Annotated in this window: 14 protein-coding genes; 2 read left to right on the top strand and 12 right to left on the bottom strand. The window is 66.3% G+C overall.

The window, feature by feature from the left end; all coding sequences use genetic code 11:
* Positions 1–54: 54 nt before the first annotated feature.
* The 5 genes from HDG34_RS22795 to HDG34_RS22775 all read right to left on the bottom strand — a co-directional run bounded on the left by HDG34_RS22795 (position 55) and on the right by HDG34_RS22775 (position 6394).
* The gene (locus tag HDG34_RS22795) at positions 55–753 is read right to left on the bottom strand and encodes a YggS family pyridoxal phosphate-dependent enzyme (RefSeq protein ID WP_184062306.1); all 699 of its coding nucleotides are present in this window, start codon (positions 751–753) and stop codon (positions 55–57) included.
* Positions 754–789: 36 nt separating this feature from the next.
* Positions 790–2016, bottom strand: coding sequence for a glycolate oxidase subunit GlcF (gene glcF / locus HDG34_RS22790; RefSeq protein WP_184062304.1), 1227 nt, complete (start codon positions 2014–2016; stop codon positions 790–792).
* A gap of 8 nt (positions 2017–2024) precedes the next feature.
* Positions 2025–3113, bottom strand: coding sequence for a glycolate oxidase subunit GlcE (gene glcE, locus HDG34_RS22785; RefSeq protein ID WP_090803095.1), 1089 nt, complete (start codon positions 3111–3113; stop codon positions 2025–2027).
* Positions 3114–3314: 201 nt separating this feature from the next.
* Positions 3315–4808 (bottom strand): FAD-linked oxidase C-terminal domain-containing protein, encoded by a 1494-nt coding sequence (locus tag HDG34_RS22780; RefSeq protein WP_090803097.1) that lies wholly within the window; start codon positions 4806–4808, stop codon positions 3315–3317.
* A gap of 167 nt (positions 4809–4975) precedes the next feature.
* On the bottom strand, positions 4976–6394 hold the full coding sequence (locus tag HDG34_RS22775) for an FAD-linked oxidase C-terminal domain-containing protein (RefSeq protein ID WP_184062302.1): 1419 nt from the start codon (positions 6392–6394) through the stop codon (positions 4976–4978).
* 223 nt (positions 6395–6617) lie between these two features.
* On the opposite strand from HDG34_RS22775, the gene HDG34_RS22770 reads away from it, so the two are divergent.
* Positions 6618–7172 (top strand): cob(I)yrinic acid a,c-diamide adenosyltransferase, encoded by a 555-nt coding sequence (locus tag HDG34_RS22770; RefSeq protein ID WP_184062300.1) that lies wholly within the window; start codon positions 6618–6620, stop codon positions 7170–7172.
* 54 nt (positions 7173–7226) lie between these two features.
* On the opposite strand, the gene HDG34_RS22765 is transcribed toward HDG34_RS22770, so the two are convergent.
* The 6 genes from HDG34_RS22765 to HDG34_RS22735 all read right to left on the bottom strand — a co-directional run bounded on the left by HDG34_RS22765 (position 7227) and on the right by HDG34_RS22735 (position 16414).
* Positions 7227–7559: a helix-turn-helix domain-containing protein gene (locus HDG34_RS22765; protein ID WP_090803102.1), complete on the bottom strand. Its 333-nt coding sequence runs from the start codon at positions 7557–7559 to the stop codon at positions 7227–7229.
* Positions 7556–7900, bottom strand: coding sequence for a type II toxin-antitoxin system RelE/ParE family toxin (locus HDG34_RS22760; protein ID WP_184055553.1), 345 nt, complete (start codon positions 7898–7900; stop codon positions 7556–7558). The genes HDG34_RS22765 and HDG34_RS22760 overlap by 4 nt, the downstream gene beginning before the upstream one ends.
* A gap of 203 nt (positions 7901–8103) precedes the next feature.
* Positions 8104–9177, bottom strand: a complete 1074-nt coding sequence (gene aroG / locus HDG34_RS22755) for a 3-deoxy-7-phosphoheptulonate synthase AroG (RefSeq protein WP_090805593.1) — start codon at positions 9175–9177, stop codon at positions 8104–8106.
* 415 nt (positions 9178–9592) lie between these two features.
* Positions 9593–11059: a metalloprotease TldD gene (tldD, locus tag HDG34_RS22745; protein ID WP_090803105.1), complete on the bottom strand. Its 1467-nt coding sequence runs from the start codon at positions 11057–11059 to the stop codon at positions 9593–9595.
* 87 nt (positions 11060–11146) lie between these two features.
* On the bottom strand, positions 11147–12010 hold the full coding sequence (locus tag HDG34_RS22740; protein ID WP_184062298.1) for a carbon-nitrogen hydrolase family protein: 864 nt from the start codon (positions 12008–12010) through the stop codon (positions 11147–11149).
* A gap of 153 nt (positions 12011–12163) precedes the next feature.
* On the bottom strand, positions 12164–16414 hold the full coding sequence (locus HDG34_RS22735; RefSeq protein ID WP_184062296.1) for a YhdP family protein: 4251 nt from the start codon (positions 16412–16414) through the stop codon (positions 12164–12166).
* 264 nt (positions 16415–16678) lie between these two features.
* On the opposite strand from HDG34_RS22735, the gene glnE reads away from it, so the two are divergent.
* A complete protein-coding gene (glnE, locus tag HDG34_RS22730; protein ID WP_184062294.1) occupies positions 16679–19474 on the top strand; it encodes a bifunctional [glutamate--ammonia ligase]-adenylyl-L-tyrosine phosphorylase/[glutamate--ammonia-ligase] adenylyltransferase in 2796 nt (931 codons plus the stop codon).
* 105 nt (positions 19475–19579) lie between these two features.
* Here glnE and recN read toward each other — a convergent pair whose 3' ends face one another.
* Positions 19580–21247 (bottom strand): DNA repair protein RecN, encoded by a 1668-nt coding sequence (gene recN / locus HDG34_RS22725; protein ID WP_184062292.1) that lies wholly within the window; start codon positions 21245–21247, stop codon positions 19580–19582.
* Between the last annotated feature and the right edge of the window lie 15 nt (positions 21248–21262).

Below are 21262 nucleotides of genomic sequence, written 5' to 3'. Positions count from 1 at the left end.
GAGATGCGGTGAGGGCTTCGCGCAGCCAGGTTCGCGCAAGGCCCGTGGAAATGCTCAGCGCGAATAATCGCGTGCGCCGAAGATCGCGGTGCCGACGCGCACGATCGTCGCGCCTTCGAGCACGGCTGCTTCGAGATCGGCCGACATGCCCATCGACAGCGTATCGAGCGCGAGCCCGTCGTTACGCAAGCGCTCGAATAGCTCGCGCAATTGGCGATGCGGCGCGCGTTGTTCTGCGAGATCGCCGCCCGGTTCGGGAATCGACATCAGTCCGCGCAGCTTCAGCTTCGGCAGCGCGGCGATCTGCTGCGCGATAGCGGCCGCCTCGGCGATGGCGACGCCACTCTTCGACGCTTCACCGCTGACGTTGACCTGCAGGCACACGTTGAGCGGCGGCAGGTTGTCCGGGCGCTGCTCCGACAGCCGCTGCGCGATCTTCAGCCGATCGACCGAATGTACCCAGTCGAAATGCTCGGCGACGGGCCGCGTCTTGTTCGATTGCAGCGGCCCGATGAAATGCCATTCGAGCGACGCGCGCAGATCGGCAAGTGTCTGGATCTTGTCGAGCGCTTCCTGCACATAGTTTTCGCCGAACGCGTGCTGCCCGGCCGCATGAGCGGTGCGCACGGCATCGGCGGGAAACGTCTTGGAGACCGCGAGCAGCGTCACGGACTGCGTGTCGCGGTGGGCCGCTTGCGCGGCCCTGGCGATGCGCTCGTGCACGTCGGCGAGATTGTGAGGCAGATCGGACATGGAACGAACCGGTGTTCAGCGAAGACGATGCCCCGATTATACGGACAGCATGTGCTCGACCAATTCGATCCAGTGCGCGACCGGCGTCGACGTACCGCTTTGCAGATGCGCGATGCAACCGACGTTCGCTGACACGATCACCTGCGGCTCCTGCGCCTGCAAACGCTCGAGCTTCTGGTCGCGCAGCGCGTACGACATGCGCGGCTGCAGCAGCGAGTAGGTGCCGGCCGAGCCGCAGCACAGATGGCTGTCGGCGGGCAGGCGCACTTCGACGCCGAGCGCGCTGAGCAGTTGCTCGACCTTGCCGCGGATCTGCTGGCCATGCTGCAGCGTGCAGGGTGGATGAAACGCGACCGTGTGTACCGAGCGGCGGCGCGTGATGGCGACGAGCCGTTCTTCGAACTCGGGCAGGATCTCGGAGACGTCGCGCGTCAATTCGACGATGCGGCGCGCCTTCTCGGCATAGTTCGGATCGAGGCGCAGCAGGTGCGCGTATTCCTTGACCGTCGCGCCGCAGCCCGACGCGTTCATCACGATCGCTTCAACGCCCTGTTCGACGTAGGGCCACCATGCGTCGATGTTCGCGCGCAGGTCGTCGAGCGCTTCGTCGTGGTAGCCGAGGTGCAGGCGGATCGCGCCGCAGCAGCCGGCGTCGGGCGCGATCAGCGTTTCGATGCCGAGCGCATCGAACACGCGCGCGGTCGCGATGTTGACGTTCGGCATCATCGACGGTTGCACGCAGCCCGCCAGCATCAGCACCTTGCGTTCGTGTTTTGCGCTCGGCCATTCGAGCGGGTGCTGGCGCGCGGGCACCTTGTCGCGCAGCTTCTTCGGCAGCAGGCCGCGCACGTGCTGACCCAGCCGCATCGCCGGCGTGAAGATCGCGCTGTTCGGCAGCACGCTCGCGAGCAGGCGCCGCATCAGCCGCTGATTGAGCGGACGCGTGACTTTCTCTTCGGTGAGCTTGCGGCCGATTTCGACGAGCCGCCCATATTGCACGCCCGACGGGCAGGTCGACTCGCAATTGCGGCAGGTCAGGCAGCGGTCGAGGTGAACCTGCGTGCTGCGCGTGACCGGCGCGCCTTCGACCATCTGCTTGATCAGATAGATGCGCCCGCGCGGGCCGTCGAGCTCGTCGCCAAGCAGTTGGTAGGTTGGGCAGGTGGCGGTGCAAAAACCGCAATGCACGCATTTGCGCAGGATGGCGTCCGCTTCGTTGCCATCGGGCGTATTACGAATGAAGTCCGCGAGGTTGGTTTGCATCGCGTCGCTCAGAAGTCGGAGTAGAGACGGCCGCGGTTGAAGATGCGGGCCGGGTCGAATGCATGTTTGAGGCCGCGATGGATTTTCATCAGCGGCGCGGGCAGCGGTGTGAATACGCCGGCGCCGCGGTCGTAGCCGTGGCCGCTGCGGAAGATGGTCGCGTGGCCGCCGGCCTGTTTCGCGCTGATGCGCACGGTTTGCGCGTCGGTGTCGGTGATCCACCAGCGCTGGCCGCCGCCCCATTCCATCAGTTGCGCGCCGGGCAGCTGCAGCGGCTCGGTGATCGACGGTAGCGCGAGACGCCACAGCGCGGCCTTCGGTGGAATGCCCGCGAAAAACGAATCGGTCTGTTCGCGCAGGCCGGCCCAGAAGCGTTCAGCTTCGACCGCATCGACGACTTCGCCGCCGAGCCCGGTGCGCGCTGCCTTGACCGCGGCTTCCGCGCCGCCCAGGCGCACCGCGAGCGTGCCGTTGCGCCATGCGCTCGCGGTGATCGGCAGGGGCCGGCCGCCCCATTCGTTGAGCTTGCGTACCGCGTCGGTGCCGTTCATGTCGAACTTCAGCGTGGCTTCGACCTGCGGCCGCGGCAGCACTTTGACCGACAGCTCGAGGATCAGCCCGAGCGTGCCGAGCGAGCCCGCGAGCAGCCGCGACACGTCGTAACCCGCGACGTTCTTGACGACCTGGCCGCCGAAGTGCAGCACCTGCCCCTGGCCGTTCATCACGACGGCGCCGAGCACGAAGTCGCGCGCGGCGCCGACGGCCGGCCTGCGCGGCCCCGAAATGCCAGCGGCGATGCAGCCGCCGAAGGTGGCCTGCGGCCCGAAGTGCGGCGGCTCGAACGGCAGCATCTGGTTGTGCTCGGCGAGCGCGGCTTCGATTTCCAGCAGCGGTGTTCCCGCGCGCGCGGTGATCACGAGCTCGGCCGGATCGTACGCGATGATGCCGCGATAAGCGCGCGTGTCGAGGATCTCACCTTCCAGCGTCTGGCCATACCAGTCTTTGGTGCCGCCGCCGCGGATGCGCAGCGCGCGTCCCTCGGCGCTGGCCGAACGCACGCGTTCGGACCATACGGCGACGATGTCGTCCTCTTCCATGGTGTCCTGCTCGTTGTGTTTCGTTTGATTGTACCGGGCGGCGGCTCGCTGGCAAGCCGGAGCGCACCCGCATGACGGGGCGCGACATCGGTCTGGAGGGGAGGGCGCAAAGCGCCGGGGAGGGCGCAAAGCGCCGCGCAGGCCGCGCCAGCATCAGCGCGGGCGCGGCGAACGGTGGATGCGCGCTGCAAACCCCAGCCGCTAGAAGCGCGGCAGCTCGGGATGAGGCAGCAGGCCGCCGCGCACGTGCATCTTGCCGTATTCGGCACAGCGCGCCCGCGTCGGGATGCCCTTGTCGGGGTTCAACAGGCCGGGCGCGTCGAATGCTCGCTTGACCGCGTGGAACGTATCGCGCTCTTCGGGCGAGAACTGCACGCACATCGAATTGATCTTCTCGATGCCGACGCCATGCTCGCCCGTCACCGTGCCGCCCAGCTCGACGCAAGCTTCGAGGATGTCGCAACCGAACAACTCGGCGCGATGCCACTCGTCCTGGTCGTTGCCGTTGAACAGGATCAGCGGGTGCATGTTGCCGTCGCCGGCATGGAATACGTTGATGCAGCGCAACTGGTAGGTCTTCTCCATCTCCTCGATGCGCGCGAGCAGCGGCCCGATACTGCGGCGCGGCACGGTACCGTCCATGCAGTAGTAGTCCGGCGAAATGCGGCCGGCGGCCGGAAACGCGTTCTTGCGCCCGGACCAGAAGCGCAGGCGCTCGGCTTCCGTGCGTGAAATCTGGATACGGGTCGCGCCGTGCTCGCGCAGCACCGCGGTCATGCGCACGATCTCGGCCGCGACTTCCTCGGGCGTGCCGTCCGATTCGCACAGCAGGATCGCCGCCGCGTCGAGGTCGTAGCCGGCGTTGACAAACTCCTCGACCGCGCGCGTGGCGGGCTTGTCCATCATCTCGAGGCCGGCCGGAATGATGCCCGCCGCGATGATGCCCGCGACGGCGTCGCCGCCTTTGACGACGTCGTCGAAGCTGGCCATGATGACCTGCGCCGTTTGCGGCTTCGGGATCAGCTTGACGGTGACCTCGGTGACGATCGCGAACATGCCCTCGCTGCCGATCAGCACCGCGAGCAGATCGAGCCCCGGCGCGTCGGGCGCGAGCGAGCCGAATTCGACGATCTCGCCTTCCATCGTGACCGCGCGCACGCGCAGCACGTTGTGCACGGTGAGGCCGTACTTCAGGCAATGCACGCCGCCCGAATTCTCTGACACGTTGCCGCCGATCGTGCAGGCAATCTGCGACGACGGATCCGGCGCATAGTAAAGACCATACGGCGCCGCGGCTTCGGAGATCGCCAGATTGCGCACGCCCGGCTGCACGGTCGCGATGCGCGCGTACGAGTCGACTTCGACGATCTTGCGAAAGCGCGCGAGCGATACCACCACGCCGTGCCGAATCGGCATCGCGCCGCCGGACAGCCCGGTGCCCGCGCCGCGCGGCACGATGGGCACCTCGAGGCGATGGCAGATCTGCACGATGCGCTGCACCTGCGATTCGGTTTCCGGTAACACGACCGCGAGCGGCAAACGCCGGTACGCGGCGAGTCCGTCGCATTCGTACGCGACGGTGTCTTCTTCGCGATACAGCAGACAGTGGGTCGGCAACACGGCCATCAGCGCCTGCACGACCTCGCGCTGACGCTGCGCGAGGACTTCGGCCGACAGTTCAGCGGGTGCGTTCATGTGAGTTGTCTCCTCGTGGCTTGCGCCGGTCCGGCTTGCTGGTTCGAGCCGGCCGTTTCGTGCTGCGTGTTTCGTGCTGCCTGCTTCGCATCACTTGCGTGTTCAGCTTGGCGCGGTTGCCGCTGGGCGTGTCAGCGGTTTGCCGCGGCCGGCATGCGCAGTGTCGATCAGGCCGCCGCCCAGGCGAAAATCTTGCCCGGGTTCATCAGATTGCGAGGGTCTAGCGCGTGCTTGATGGAGCGCATCGTGTCGACCGCGACGTCGCCGTGCTCCTCGAGCAGAAAGCCCATCTTGTGCAGGCCGATGCCATGCTCGCCGGTGCAGGTGCCGTCCATCCGCAGCGCGCGCTGCACGATGCGATGGTTCAGGCGCTCGGCTTCCTCGAGCTCTTCGGGCTTGTCCGGATCGATCAGGATCGCGACGTGGAAGTTTCCGTCGCCGACATGGCCGACGATCGGGCAGGGCAGCGGCGACGCCAACAGATCCTGCTCCGTTTCGACCACACACTCCGCGAGACGCGAGATCGGCACGCAGACGTCGGTGGTGACCGCGCGCGAGCCGGGCTTCAGTTGCAGCATCGCGAAATAGGCGTTGTGACGCGCGTTCCACAGACGGCTGCGGTCTTCGGGGCGCGTCGCCCATTCGAAGCCTTCACCGGCATTCTGTGCGGCGATTTCCTGCACGAGTCCGGCCTGTTCCTTGACGCCGGCCTCGGTGCCGTGAAATTCGAAGAACAATGTGGGCGCTTCGCGCAGTGTCAGATTCGAATGGCGATTGATCGAGCGGATCGCAAGTGAATCGACGAACTCGACACGCGCGATCGGCACGCCGATCTGGATCGTCTCGATGACCGCGCGCACCGCATCGCCCATCGACGGGAACGTGCACACCGCGGCCGACACCGCCTCCGGCTGCGGATAGAGGCGCAGCGTGATTTCGGTAATCACGCCGAGCGTGCCTTCCGAGCCGACGAACAGGCGCGTGAGGTCGTACCCCGCCGACGATTTGCGCGCGCGCGAGCCGGTCTTGATCACGCGGCCATCGGCGAGCACGACCGTCAGGCCGAGCACGTTCTCGCGCATCGTGCCGTAGCGCACGGCGTTGGTACCCGACGCGCGGGTTGCCGACATCCCGCCGATGCTCGCGTCCGCGCCGGGGTCGATCGGGAAGAACAGGCCGGTGTCGCGCAGCGCTTCGTTCAGTTGCTTGCGCGAGATGCCGGGCTCGACGGTGACGGTCAGGTCTTCGGCGTTGATCGACAACACCCGGTTCATTTCCGACAGATCGATCGACACGCCGCCTTGCACGGCAAGCAGATGTCCTTCGAGCGACGAGCCATTGCCGTACGGAATGATCGGCACGTCGTACTGGCCGCACAGCTTGACGGCGGTTTGCACGTCTTCGCTTGTACGCGCGAACACGACGGCGTCAGGCAGTTGCGGATCGAACGGAGATTCGTCGCGGCCGTGGTGCGCACGCACGGCTTCGGCAACGGAAACCCGATCGCCGAAAGCGGCTTTGAGCCGGTTCAGCAATTCGGCGGGAAACGGCCGGCGTAGCGGCGCCGGCGGCACGGGATGGTTCACGCATGTCTCCTGTGTCGACCGGAGTTAGCGCTACAGCGCTTACTCCGGTCCCATGAAAGTTTCTTTAAATAACGGTCTGTTTGCAGCAAGTATTTCATTTTACGCCGTTCGCCCGCCAGGCAGCGCTGGGTCGGCTTCCGCTCATATAATGGCGGCGATTTCGCGATGCGTGCAATATGGACAAACCAGCTGGCAGCATCGTCACTAATACATGGGAGACGTCATGGGCAATCGCCTCAGCAAGATCGCCACTCGCACCGGCGACGACGGCACCACCGGTCTCGGCGACGGCCGCCGCGTGCGCAAGGACAGCGCGCGTATCGCCGCGATTGGCGACGTCGACGAACTCAATTCGAATCTCGGCGTGCTGTTGTGCGAGAACCTGCCCGAGAACGTACGCGCGGCGCTGGTCGCAATCCAGCACGACCTGTTCGATCTGGGCGGCGAGCTGTGCATTCCCGGTCACACGATGATTACCGAACAGCATCTCGCGCAGCTCGACGGCTGGCTCGCCGACTACAACGCCACGCTGCCGCCGCTGAAGGAATTCATTCTGCCGGGCGGTTCGCGCGCGGCCGCGCTCGCGCATGTGTGCCGTACCGTTTGCCGCCGCGCGGAGCGGACGATCGTCGCGCTTGGCGAACACGAGGCGCTGAACGCGGCGCCACGTCAGTACGTGAACCGGCTGTCCGATCTGCTGTTCGTGCTGGCGCGCGTGCTCAATCGCGCGGACGGTGGCACCGACGTGCTGTGGCAGCACGATCGCGGCGCGCCTTGAATGGCGACGCACATGTGCGCATGGACACGCACGGTGCGTCGCACGAGCCGAGGCTCAACCGACGGCGAGCGTGACCGGCTTGCCGATGCGGCTCAGCATTTCCACGAGCGTGTCGATCGTGAACTTGGTGGTTTTCTTGTTGACGACGTCGGACACGCGCGGGCGCGACACCATCAGGATTTCGGCCGCCTCGGCCTGCTTCAGATGATGCTGTTCGATCCACGTGGACAGCTCGGTCATCAGCTGTTCCTTGAGCAGCCGCGTGTCGTTGATCTGCTTTTGCGACGCCGCGTGAAGGCGCTTCGCTTCATCGGCGGAAAAACCGAGTTCGAGGAACACGTTCGCGCCGGCTCGCGTTACGTGACGAATGTTGGTGTCGATCGTCATGGCTGGGTGGTCCTGTAATGGGTGATGGCGCGGTAGCGCGTTTCGGCAATTCTTCTGTCGTGCGGTCCGAGCCTCTGCGTTTTCTTCTGAAAGCAATGCAGCACGTACAGCGCTTCGGCGTATTTCGTGACGTACATCACGCGAAAAATGCCGTCCTCGTCTCTGATGCGAATTTCGCGCGTTCCCGCGCCGATAGACTCGAACGGTTTCCAGTCGTCAGGGTCGAGTCCTGACTGAATCTTGTGAAGCTGAAACCCTGCGAGACGACGCGCTTCGTTGGGAAAAGCGAGCAAATCACGGTAGCTGGAGCCTAACCAGCGAATTTCTTTTTCCTGCTCCATCGCCACCTCATGTATAAAATCTTATACGCATTCTCCAGCCTGGTCAAGCGTGTAAGCGACCAGGCAACGAGCTATGACGATATCGAGGCAGCAGGCTGAGTACCATTCGTCCGAATGGCCAATAAAAAAACCCGGTTCGATATTGAACCGGGTTTCTTCTACGGACTGCCGACAAGCCCCCGCAGTGGCGGCGGGGCAGGTGTTCAGTTGCCGCTGCCGCGCGCGACGCGGCGCTGCCTGACCGCTTCGGCAAGGCCTTCGAGCACCGCGACGCTTTCGTCCCAGCCGATACACGCATCGGTAATGCTCTGCCCGTACGTGAGCTCGCAGCCTTCCTGCAGATCCTGGCGACCCGCGACGAGGTGCGACTCCACCATCACGCCGACGATCCGCTCGTCACCCGCGGCGATCTGACGGCCGATGTCCGCGCACACCGGAATCTGGTTTTCGTGCTTCTTCGAACTGTTCGCGTGGCTCGCATCGATCATCAGACGCGCGGCGAGACCCGCCTTGCCGATGTCCGCGCAGGCCGCGTTGACGTTGTCGGCGTCGTAGTTCGGCGTTTTGCCGCCGCGCAGAATCACGTGGCAGTCCTCGTTGCCCGCGGTCGATACGATCGCCGAGTGGCCGCCCTTCGTGACCGACAGGAAATGGTGCGGCTGCGAGGCGGCCTTGATCGCGTCGACGGCGATCTTCACGTTGCCGTCCGTGCCGTTCTTGAAGCCGACCGGGCACGACAGTCCCGAAGCCAGCTCCCGGTGCACCTGCGATTCGGTCGTGCGCGCGCCGATGGCACCCCAGGAGATCAGATCCGCGATGTACTGCGGGCTGATCATGTCGAGGTACTCGGTGCCGGCCGGCAGGCCGAGTTCGTTGATGCGCAGAAGCAGCTCGCGCGCGGTGCGCAGACCTTCGTTGATCTTGAAGCTGTTGTCCATATGCGGGTCGTTGATGAGACCCTTCCAGCCCACCGTCGTACGCGGCTTTTCGAAGTACACGCGCATCACGACTTCGAGTTCGCCGGCAAAGCGCTTGCGCTGCTCGATCAGACGCCCCGCGTATTCGATCGCGGCCTTCGGATCGTGAATCGAGCACGGGCCGATCACGACGATCAGACGATCGTCCATGCCGTGCAGAATGCGATGCATCGCGGTGCGCGAGTCGTAGATCACGTTGGAAACCGTCTCGTCGCAGGCAAATTCGCGGATCAGGTGAGCGGGCGGCGTGAGTTCCTTCAATTCGCGAATGCGGACATCATCGGTATTGTGCGGGGGCATGTTGTTCTCCTGAATCGGTTCGTAGCGTGTTCGCGCGGGCAACGGGGCGATCAGTCAGTGATCAAACAGCGAGGCCAGAGCGGACGACGATCAAAAAATGGTCAACGACAAAATGTCAGTCAGGTATCGAAAAGCGTGAGACGAAAAAAAACCGCCAGGCTAGCTGGCGGTTTTTCGGGAATTCTCGGTGTCCTGCGTGCACTAACACCCCTCTCGATCCGCCAGCGGTCTGAGATACCAAAAAAAGTAAAAATAAAACTTGGCGGACATGGCGAAGTGAATGCGTCGCTGGTCAAAAAGGGTGAGTGAGTTTATAACCCGATACAGGCTCGGCTGACAAGCTGGGGCGTCGAAAAATGCGGAAAACCCGCACGCTTCGCGCCTTGCGTGCGCGAAGCGTGCATCCGTGACGAAATCAGGCCGTGCCGCCGACCGTCATCCGCTCGATGCGCAGCGTCGGTTGACCGACGCCCACCGGCACGCTCTGGCCTTCCTTGCCGCACACGCCCACGCCCGAATCGAGCTTCATGTCGTTGCCGATCATCGTGACGTACTTCAGCGATTCCGGTCCGCTGCCGATCAGCGTCGCGCCCTTGACCGGATACGTGATCTTGCCGTTCTCGATCATGTACGCCTCGGAGGCCGAGAATACGAATTTGCCGTTCGTGATGTCGACCTGACCGCCGCCGAAGTTCACCGCATACAGGCCGTTCTTCACGGACGCGAGGATTTCTTGCGGGTCCTTGTCGCCGTTCAGCATGTACGTGTTGGTCATGCGCGGCATCGGCAGCGCCGCGTACGATTCGCGCCGTGCGTTGCCGGTGACCGGCATCTTCATCAGACGCGCGTTCAGGGTGTCCTGGATGTAGCCCTTCAGGATGCCGTCCTCGATCAGCGTCGTGCACTGGGTCGGATTACCTTCGTCGTCGATATTGAGCGAGCCGCGACGATTCGGCAGCGTGCCGTCGTCGACCACGGTGACGCCCTTCGCGGCGACCTGCTCGCCGATGCGTCCCGCGAATGCCGACGACCCTTTGCGGTTGAAGTCGCCCTCGAGCCCGTGGCCGATCGCCTCGTGCAGCAGCACGCCGGGCCAGCCCGGCCCGAGCACGACGGTCATCGCGCCGGCCGGCGCCGGACGCGCGTCGAGATTGACGAGAGCGGCGTGCACTGCGTCGTCGACATAGCGCGACAACACTTCATCGGTGAAATAGCCGTAGTCGAAACGCCCGCCGCCGCCGCCGCTGCCGATTTCGCGGCGGCCGTTCTGCTCGGCGATCACCGTCACCGAGACACGCACGAGCGGCCGGATGTCGGCCGCGAAGCCGCCGTCGCTGCGCGCGACCAGCACCACGTCGTATTCGCCGGCGAGGCCCGCCATCACCTGCTGGATGCGCGGGTCGCGGCCGCGCGCCATCTGCTCGATGCGCTCGAGCAGCTTGACCTTGGCGGTGGCGTCGAGCGAATGCAGCGGGTCGGACGGCAGGTACAGATCGCGCCCGGCGATGCCGGTCAGCGACGATGCCACCTGGATCTTCTGCTTGCCGCCGCCTGCCTTGGCGATCGCGCGCGTGGCGATGGCCGCCTGGCGGATCGCTTCGGGCGACAGGTCGTCCGAGTAGGCGAACGCGGTGCGCTCGCCCGACACGGCGCGCACGCCGACACCCTGATCGATGCTGAAGCTGCCCGACTTCACGATGCCTTCCTCGAGACTCCACGCTTCGCTGCGGGTGGTCTGGAAGTACAGGTCCGCGTAGTCGACGCGGTGCGTGAAGATTTCGGCGAGCGTGCGCGTGAGCAGCGATTCGTCGAGACCATAGGGCGTGAGGAGGATGTCCTTGGCGGCGGCGAGATTACGGATACCGGGTTCGATGATGTTCATGCGAAGTATGTTCTGCTCGATACGAAGGGGTCGGGGAGCGCCTGCGTCGCTATATGCGTGGCAGGCGCCGCAGTTTCAATGTCGGTTTCAGGTCAGCACGCGATGACGCCATGCCGGCAGGCTTTGCCGCACTTCGTCGATGCGCGCGCGTTCGAGGTTGCCCGCGACCACGCCGGCGCCCTCGTCGCGCACCGCGACGATCTCGCCCCACGGGTCGATCAGCATGCTGTGGCCCCAGGTGCGGCGGCCGTTTTCATGTTTGCCGCCTTGCGCCGCGGCGAGCACGTAGCACTGGTTTTCGATCGCGCGAGTGCGCAGCAGCAGCTCCCAATGCGCGCGGCCGGTCGTGTAGGTAAACGCCGACGGCACCACGATCAGCGCGCAGTCGCCCATGCGCCGGTACAGCTCGGGAAAGCGCAGATCGTAGCAGACCGACAGGCCGACCCGGCCGAATGGCGCCTCGAAGCTTTGCACCGAGGTGCCGGGTCGAATCGTGCGCGCTTCGTCGAACGATTCTTCGCCCTTTTCGAAGTTGAACAGGTGGATCTTGTCGTAGCGCGCGGCCTCGTTGCCGTTCGGGTCGAACACCAGCGTCGTGTTCAGTACGCGCGACGGCTCCGGTGCGTTCAGCGGCAGGGTGCCGCCGATCACCCAGATCTGGTGGCGGCGCGCGGCGTCGGCGAGAAAGCGTTGGATCGGGCCGTCCTGATGTGGCTCGCGCACGGCGAGCTTGTCGGTGTCCTTGAAGCCCATGAAACAGAAATACTCGGGGAGCAGCACGAGTTGCGCGCCGTCGGCGGCGGCTTCGGCGATCAGGCGCTCTGCGTCGGCGAGATTGCGATCGCGATCCGGCGAGCTGACCATCTGCAGCGCGGCGACCCGGAAGGGGCTGGCTACAAGGCCGCTGGAGGTTGCGGCGGATGCGGATGAAGTGACGTGTGTTTCGCTCATGAGCGTGTCGAAAGACTCCCGGCGGGCGGCGGTGTGAAGCGCGGGCGCCGCATGCATGGTTCTGGGCTGGCTCGGCCCCGTTGGCGCATTGAGTCGATAGAGCGGCACGAGCGGCCGCGTGGTTCGAGACGGCGGCGCCAGGGAAACCGGAGCTCAGTGCGCTTCCACGGTCGAAGCCGGAGCGTCAATCTTACCCCGTTCGCCCGTCACCCGCTCGACGTGCGGTTTCGACCACGAGCCGGTGATCGCGTAGTCGCGCGCGAATACGTGCGACACCCCATGCGTGAACGCGATATCGGCGATCAGCGCGCCGAGGCCGATCAGCGGATTGATGACCGTCGCGGCGATCACCGCGGAGCCGGCGCTGACGGTCGGCACTACGTGCAGGTGCAGGTCCTGGCTCTTCTGCGCGATGTCGACCGAGCCCACCATCTCGGCGCGGGCCGGCGCGGTCACCATCCTGAAGTTGTCGGTGCGGGCGATGCCGTCATGAATCTGCGCGGTACCCGTCACGCTCGAGAACGGCAGGCCCTCGCCGATCACATCGCGGAAATTGAGTGTGGCGATGCGCGCGAGGCTTTGCAGGCTCAGCACGCCGAGCAGCGTCGCGACGCCCGGATCGACCTTCAGGATCTGACCGTGGTGTAGATCCAGCGCGAGGTTGCCGTTCAGCGTCGAATAGTCGATCGTGGTCGGGCCGCCCTGCCACACGGCCTTGCCCTGAATCGAGCCGGTGCCGCCCCGGAGCGTCCTCGGCAGACCGAAGCGCTCGAGCATTGCGCCGGCATCCTTGATGTCGAGCTTGAAATCGAACACGGTGCGGCGCGGCATGGCTTCGTCGGCCGAGATGGGCAGTTCGGTCGAGGTACGCCAGTTCGCGGTCGCGGTCAGCGTCGCGGTGGGGTTCGTCACATCGAGCTTGTCGAGCTGCCAGACCGGCACGCCGTTTTCTTCGAAGTTGTGCGCGTCGACCTCGAGCCGGCCGACGTTGCGATCGTGCACGATCAGCTCGTCGACGACCAGATCGATCGACGGCATGTTCAGCGCGGGCGCCGACATCGCCGGACCGATCAGGTCCTTGTCCGCGACCGACGGAATCACGACGCGCGCGAAGCGCGCCTGCAGTTCGCCCGGCGATTCGCGGGTCGCTCCCGGCAGCCACGACACGTGGCCTGACACCTGATTCGACGCGATGTTCGCCTGCCACGTGCGATCCGCGTGCGACGCGCCGACGATCACGTTGTCCCAGTGACGCTTGAGCAGCGTAAGCATGTCGATGTGCAGCGCGAAGCGGTTCGGCAGGAACTGCGTGAGCATGGGATTCGGCACGGCCGTAGGCGCGGCCGCGGGTGTGGCCGCGCTGTTGGCGGTATTGCCGCCGTTCGCACCGCCGTTCACGCCATTCGCCCCGCCCGCGCGCAGCTGCGCGGCGAGCGCGCGCCAGGCGTCGGCATCGATCTCCTTGATGTCCGCCGCGGCGACCACGCCCTCGGACGGCAGGTCGACCGGCCGGTTCACGCCGATCGCGCCGCGCACGACGGTCGGTGACGTACGCGGCTGCGCGTTCGGCCGATAGCGCAGCAGATACGCGGCGGCGACCGGCCCCAACGTCAGGTCGGCGCGTTCGAGGCCGGCTTCGCCCGGCCCCGTTGACGGATTGACCGAGAAGTGCAGCGGCATCGGCGTGCCGGCAGTCTTTTTGAACGGCGCTGGAAAATCGAGCCCGAGGCCGCTCAGATCAGAGTTGGCGCTGACCTCCGGCAGGCGGCCCTTCGCGCCGGTGACGCGCAATGCATAAGGCACGCTGCCGCTCATATGCGTGAGCACCTGTGCGGCCGGGCCATGCAGATGCAGTTCGCGCGCGGCATCGACGGCGATGTGGCCGTTGAGCGCGAGCGCGTACGTGCCGTCTTGCCGCAAGCCGCCGTTCGCATGCACGTCACCGCCGAGGAACTGGCCGGAGAGCCGCTCGACCTCGGCCGTGCGTTCGGTGAAGCGCACCCGGCCGTTCAGCTGCGACAGCGACGGCGCATTGCTCACGCTCAGGCGATTGTTCTGGAAGCCGAGCGCACCTTCCACGCCGATATGCGGCTTCGGCGTACGCGGGATCGTCAGCTTCAGCGCGAGCGACGCGGGCCCTTCCGCGCGAATCTTTTCGGTCTGGTGCCGCGCCATGATGCCGAGCGAGCTGCCGTTCACGTAGTCGAGCATATCGGCGAGCGGGCCGCGGCCGTTGCCCTCTATGGTGAGGTTCGAGCCTTTGGTGCCGAGGTCGTCGATGCGGCCGTTCACGCCGGTCAGCGCGACGCGCTTGTAACGGCCGCGGTCGATGTCGAAGCGCAGTACGTTCTGCCTGAGCTCGAACACGCCGTCGATGCCGTCGAGCGGCGGCCAAACGTTTGGCGTGCCGTTGCGCATGTTGCGCGGCGGGAACGGCGTCGGATCGAACTTGCCGCCGGTGAACGGCGCGACGATGTGGAAGATGCCGGCGTCGGGGTCGCGCGCGTAGGGGAACTTGGTCAGGTCGCCGTGCACTTCGATCGTGCCGCCACGCGACACGCCAGCCTGCAAGCCGTGGCCGAGGTAAATGCGCAGCTTTTCGCTGACCGCGGTCGGCAGATAGCGGGCGATGTGCGTCACCTGCGCGCGCCGGAAGTCGGCTTTCAGGTCGAGCGAGCCGCGGCCGTGGCCGGGATTGCTGTAGCTCGCAGTCGCGCTCGCCTCGACGTCAGGGTTCGATACGCTGAAATCGTTGAGCTTGAGCGCGAACGCGGGACGCGTGTCGCCCGGTGCCTTCGTGCCCATCGTCCAGTCGGCGCGGCCGTGCAGACGCGCAAGCGTGAGACGCGGATCGTCGAACACGCCCGGCAGCGTGATCGCCACGTTGGTCGTATCGAAGTTCGCGTGGCCGCCTTTTTCATCGGCGTCGACGCTGCCCCACAGGTTTTCGATGCCGGGAACGCCGGCGCGCGGGTGGCCGCGCGGCGTCAGGCCCGGCCCCGGCTCCTGGGCGGCAAAGCTGATGCCCTGCAAATCGCCCTTGAAGCGATAACGCTCGATCGGTTCAGCACCCGTCGGCCGACGGTCGCTGCCCACTTCTCCGGATTCCGGCTTGCCGCGCTCGAGCTCGATCACGTAGTTCGCGACGCGCCCGCGCGGATTGATGCGCACGAGTTCATTGAGAAAGTGCCGCGGCAGCGGCAGCGCGCGGCTGAATTCGGCGAGGATGCCGAGATCGACGCGATCGCCGCTGACGCTCAAAAGCTGCCCATGCTGCTGCGACGCCATCCGGTAGCGGCTGTCGAGGGTCCGGAAGCGCAGGATGCGCGCGAGCGGCGTGCCGTCTTCGAGCGGCGGCTGGCCGAGCTCGGCACGCAGGTCCGACAGCTGCAGCCGGTACTCGCCTTCGTTTGCCTCGACGCGCCACAGAAAGTGGGTGATCGGCACGAGCAGCCTTGGCTGGGTCGGGCGCACGCGCATCGCGACGTCGTAACCGCTCAACTGGCCGGTCGCCTGGGTCATGCGGCCTTCGCTGAAGTCGATCCAGATTGCATTGTCGATGCGGCCGGCGAACGTCTCGATCGGGAACTGGATGTAGCGCGCAAGCGTCGGCAGATCGACCGGACCCGTCGACATGTACACCTGCCCGCTCCAGTTGATCGGCTTGCCGAGCGCCGAGAGCGGCGCGTGGCGGAAGTGCGTGCGGAAGTCGAGCGGGCCTTTCAACACCTGGCCGTCGGGTGGCGCCTGCAGCGCCATGCGGTGGTCGCGGCCGTCATTGAGGATCGCGATGCGGATGTCGCGCAGCGCCAGTTCGGGTTCGTTGCGCGTCGCGTCGCGCCAGCGCAGCACGCCGCCGCGCACGACGATCGCCTGCTGACGCAACAACCAGGTGGACAGCGCGTCGTTGCCGCTGTGGCGCGTCGGCACCGGCACGCCCGCGACCGACAGCACGCCGTCCTCGCTGCGCGACACCAGCACGTCCGGCTGATCGACGATCAGGCTCGACAGCGCCAGATGAAACTCCCACAGCGAGCGCCAGGACACCGACGCGGTGGCGTGCGGAATCGTCAGCGCGGGTTGGCCGTCGTGATCGCGGATGACGAGATTCGTGACATCGAGCCCTGGCTGGAAGCCGCTCCAGTGCGGCGCGAGCCGGCCGATCGTGAATTGGGTGCGCAGCTTGTCGGAGACCGTGGCTTCGATGCGCGGCCGGAACATGTCGGCGCGCGGCAGCACCACGTAGCGCAAACCCAGAAACAGTCCGCCCGCGATGAAATAGAGGACGAGCGCGAGCGCGGCGAGCACGCGCAACGTCCGACGCAGCACGATGTGGTCGCTTCCGCTCACATGCCGGACCTGCGGTGGGGTTTGCGGGTCGGCGGATTCGTTTCGCTCGGACATGCTGCGGCGGCTGGGCGTATGGTAGTTTTGCGTGTTAACGACGAAATGTATCACATGGGAAAGCGTCGGCGGACCTCCTGCAAACCCTGTCCGACGGCCCGTGACGGCGATTGGCGAGGCCGTCCGGCACGGAGTCCGGCACGCTTGTCGCCGCATGCCGATGGCACGACGGAACGACACGACAACGACCCCGGAACGACACCCGGACACCGTCAGAATACCGCCGGACAAATTCGATCAAGCAACGAGCGAGCCAGATTTTTGATGACTGACGCCACCCTCCTGAGTTCCAGCTATTCGCACTATGCCGCGCGCGCCGCCGCGGCCCGCCCGCAACTGGTCGCGCATGTCGGCGCGCTGGCCGACGAACCGCTGACGCGCGAGCGTATCGACGCGCGTCTCGACGAACTGTGCGCCGAGGCGGCGGGCCCAGCCGGTGCGCCGGTCGACGAAGATGCGCTGAAGCGCGCGCTGCGCCAGCTGCGCACCGAAGTATTCTGCGCGGTGATGGAGCGCGACCTGGCCGGCGAGGCCGATATCGCCGAAGTCACCGGCGCGATGACCGATCTCGCGGAAACGACGATCCAGCGCGCGCTGACGGTGCTGAGCGCCGAGCTCGAAGCGCTGTATGGCGAGCCGCGCGACCAGCAGGGCGAACGGCTCACGCTTGGCGTGGTCGGTATGGGCAAGCTCGGCGGGCGCGAGCTGAACGTGTCGTCGGATATCGACCTGATCTTCGTCTATGAGGACGACGGCGAGACCGCCGGCGGCCAGCGCTCGCCGCTCGCGACCCAGGAGTTCTTCACGCGGCTCGGCAAGCGGCTGATCGGCGCGCTCGCCGAAGTCACCGCCGACGGCTACGTGTTTCGCGTCGATATGCGTCTGCGGCCGAACGGCGATTCGGGGCCGCTCGTATGCAGCCTCGGCATGCTCGAAGAGTATTTCTATGTGCAGGGCCGCGAGTGGGAGCGCTACGCGTGGATCAAGGGCCGGCTCGTGTCCGAGGGCGCGAGCGCCTCGGCGCAGCGGCTGCAGAAGCAGCTCGGGGCGATCGTCACGCCGTTCGTCTATCGACGCTATCTGGATTTCGGCGTGATCAGCGCGATTCGCGCGCTGCATCTGCAGATCCGCCAGGAGGCGCAGCGCCGCGCGTCGATGCGCCCCGACAAGGCCGACGACATCAAGCTAGGCCGTGGCGGCATCCGTGAAATCGAATTCAGCGCGCAGGTGTTCCAGCTGATCCGCGGCGGCCAGGACGCCGGCTTTCGCGTGCGGCCGACGCTCGCCGTGCTGCGCCACGCGGCCACGAATGGGTTGATGGATCCGTCGGTGTGCGTGAAGCTGTCGCAGGCGTATCGCTTTCTGCGGGAGCTCGAGCATCGTTTGCAATATCGCAACGACGCGCAGACCCACGCGATGCCCGTCGATGCCGAAGACCGCATGGCGCTCGCGCGCGTGATGGGCTGCGACGACTACCCGCAATTGATGACGAAGCTCGACGCGCATCGCGAGTTCGTCGAACAGCAGTTCGACCAGATTTTCGCCGACAAGGTGGGCGGCCGCGACGGTTGCGGCGCGCCCGAGGACGGCGCGGCCGCGTGGGTGTGGAGCAGCGCGCTCGCCGACGATAGCGCCGACGACGCACTGCGCGCGCGCCTCGTCGAACTGGGGGTGGCCGAGCCCGGTGAGCTGCTCGCCCGGCTGCAGGCGGTGTGGCGCTCGTCGCGCTACACGGGCCTGAACGAGCGCAGCCGGCAGCGTTTCGACATCGTCGCGCAGCGCGCGCTCGAAGCCGCGCGCACGCTGGAGCCGGCCGGGCGGCGCGGCGATACGGTCGCGCGCCTGTTCGATCTGCTCGAAGCGGTGAGCCGGCGCGGCGCGTATCTGGCGCTTCTGACCGAGTATCCGCAGGCGCTGCACCAGGTGCTGTCGGTGCTGGGCGGCTCGCGCTGGGCGGCCGGCTATCTGATCCGCCATCCGCAGCTGCTCGACGAGCTGCTCGACGTCGAGGCGATCAACAGTCCGTTCGACTGGGCTGAATTCAAGCGTACGTTGCGTTTGCGGCTCGCCGCCGCCGATGGCGTCGAGCAGCAGATGGATCTGCTGCGTCACGCGCATCAGGCCGAGGTGTTCCGCATTCTGCTGATCGAGCTTGCCGGCAAGCTGTCCGTCGAGCACGTCAGCGACCGGCTGTCCGAGCTCGCCGACGCAGTGCTCGACGTGACGATCGAAGCCGTGTGGAAGCAGTTGGCCAAACGTCATCGCGACGTGCCGCGCTTCGCGGTGATCGCCTACGGCAAGCTCGGTGGCAAGGAGCTCGGCTACGCGTCGGACCTCGACGTGATCTTCCTGTACGACGATCCCGGCGATGCCGCCGCCGACGTCTACGCAACCTACACACGGCGTCTGATCACATGGCTGACCACCGCGACCGGCGCCGGCACATTGTTCGACATCGACCTGCGGCTGCGACCCAACGGCGAGTCGGGCCTGCTCATCACCGACCTCGATGCGTTCCGTCGCTACCAGCTGCGCGAGGGCGACGCGGCGAATACCGCGTGGGTGTGGGAGCATCAGGCGCTGACGCGTGCGCGCTACTGCGCGGGCGATCCGGAGATCGGCGCGAAGTTCGAGGCGATCCGCGAACAGGTGCTGACGACGCCGCGCGAAGCGGCGCCGCTCGCGAAAGAGATCGTCGAGATGCGCGCGCGTGTCGAGGCGGGACACCCGAACCATACGCCGGCGCTGTTCGACCTGAAGCACGACCGCGGCGGCATGGTCGATATCGAGTTCACCGTGCAGTACTGGGTGCTGCTGCATGCGGCGCGCGATCCCGAGCTGATCCGCAATACCGGCAATATCGCGCTGCTGCGTGAGGTGTCGCGTTTCGGGCTGATGAGCGAAGCGGAAGCGGAGACGGTCGGCGCCGCCTATCGGCGCTATCGCAAGCTGCAGCACACGCTGCGGCTCGATGGGATGGAGAAGGCGCGGGTCGATCCGGCGCTGGTGGCGGCCGAGCGCGAGGCGGTGCTGGCGTTGTGGAAGAGGGTGTTTGGGTAGGGGCGCTCACGCACTTCGCGTCGCGCATCATGCGCGGCCGGGATCGGTGTGACGTCCCGGCCAAGCCGACTCAGCCGTGTGCGGCCGGCTATGCGCGGCGCAATTTCAGGCGGCCAGCATTTCCTTCGCGTGCTTGCGCGTGGTCGCCGTGATTTCGAGGCCGCCGAGCATTCGCGCGACTTCCTCGATGCGGCTCGCCTTGTCGAGCGAGCTCACGCTGCTGAGCGTGCCGCCGGTGCCGTTGCTCATCTTTGCGACCTGGAAATGGTGATCGCCGCGCGCGGCGACCTGCGGCAGATGGGTCACGCACAGCACCTGGCGCGCCTCGCCGAGCTGATGCAATAGCCGTCCGACCACTTCGGCCACGCCGCCGCCGATGCCCGTATCCACTTCGTCGAAGATCAGGGTCGGTGTCGGGCTGGCCGCGCTCGCGATCACTGCGAGCGCGAGACTGATACGCGCGAGTTCGCCGCCTGACGCAACCTTCGCGAGCGGCCGCAGCGGCACGCCGGCATGACCGGCGACGCGGAACTCGATCTGCTCGAGCCCGTGCGCGCCGCCTTCGGGCAGCGGCACCAGCGCGACCTCGAAGCTGCCGCCTTTCATCGACAGTTCCTGCATGCCGGTCGTGACCGCCTCGCCGAGCGCCTTGCCTGCTTTCGCGCGTGCCTTCGACAGTTTTTTCGCCTCGGCGACGAACACTTCCTTCGCTTGCGCTTCGGCGGCGCGCAGGCCGTCGAGGTCGGCGGCGGCGTCGAGCGCGGCCAATTGCTTGCGCCGCTCGGCATGTTCTTCCGGCAGCGTCTCAGGCCGCAGGCGGAACTTGCGCGCAGCCGCGTGCAGCGCGTCGAGGCGCTTTTCGACCTGCGCGAGCCGCTCCGGATCGAGCTCGAGCTTCTGCGCGTAGTGGCTCAGCGAATACGCGGCTTCCTGCAACTGGATTTCGGCCGGTTCGAGCGCGGCGAGCACGTCGTTCAGCGCCGGATCGATCTCCGCGAGGTCGCGCACCTTCGACACGATCGAGCCGAGATGCGTGATCATCGCGTCGTCCGATTCGGACAGCGCGCCGAGCGCTCCCTGCACGCCGTCGATCAGATTCGCGGAATGCGACAGCCGCCGATGCTCGGTGTTGACTTCTTCCCATTCGCCCGGCTGTGGCGCGAGCTTGTCGAGTTCGGTGAGTTGCCACGCGAGTCGCTCGCGTTCGAGTTGCAGCTCGCGATCGCGCGTTTGCGCGTGCTCGACGACCTGCGCCTTGTCGCGCCACGTGCGCCACGCGCGCGTGACGGCGGCGGCCAGGTCGGACAGGCCCGCGTGCGTGTCGAACAGCTCGCGCTGCGCGTCCGGGCGCATCAGCAACTGGTGCGCGTGCTGGCCGTGAATATCGACGAGCATCTCGCCGACCTCGCGCAGCTGCGCGAGCGTGGCCGCCGTACCGTTGATGAACGCGCGCGAGCGGCCGTTCGCGTCGACCACCCGCCGCAGCATCACGGTGCCGCCGTGCTGGCCGTCGTCGGCCGCGCCGAGCGCCTGGGTGTCGAGCCATTGATCGACCTGTGCGTGCGTCTCGAACTCCGCGGTGATGTCGGCGCGGCTCTCGCCGGTGCGCACGACGCTCGCCTCGGCGCGCGCGCCTAGTGCCAGCGCGAGCGCGTCGATCAGGATCGATTTGCCGGCGCCGGTTTCGCCCGAGAAAACGGTAAAGCCGCTGTCGAATTCGAGATCGAGCGCGGCGACGATGACGAAGTCGCGTATCGAGAGGTGGCGAAGCATGGAGGTCGTCGGGTG

This window comes from Paraburkholderia sp. HC6.4b (assembly GCF_014200875.1).
Classification (GTDB): Bacteria; Pseudomonadota; Gammaproteobacteria; order Burkholderiales; family Burkholderiaceae; genus Paraburkholderia; species Paraburkholderia tuberum.
This window is presented reverse-complemented; position numbering and strand designations above follow the sequence as displayed.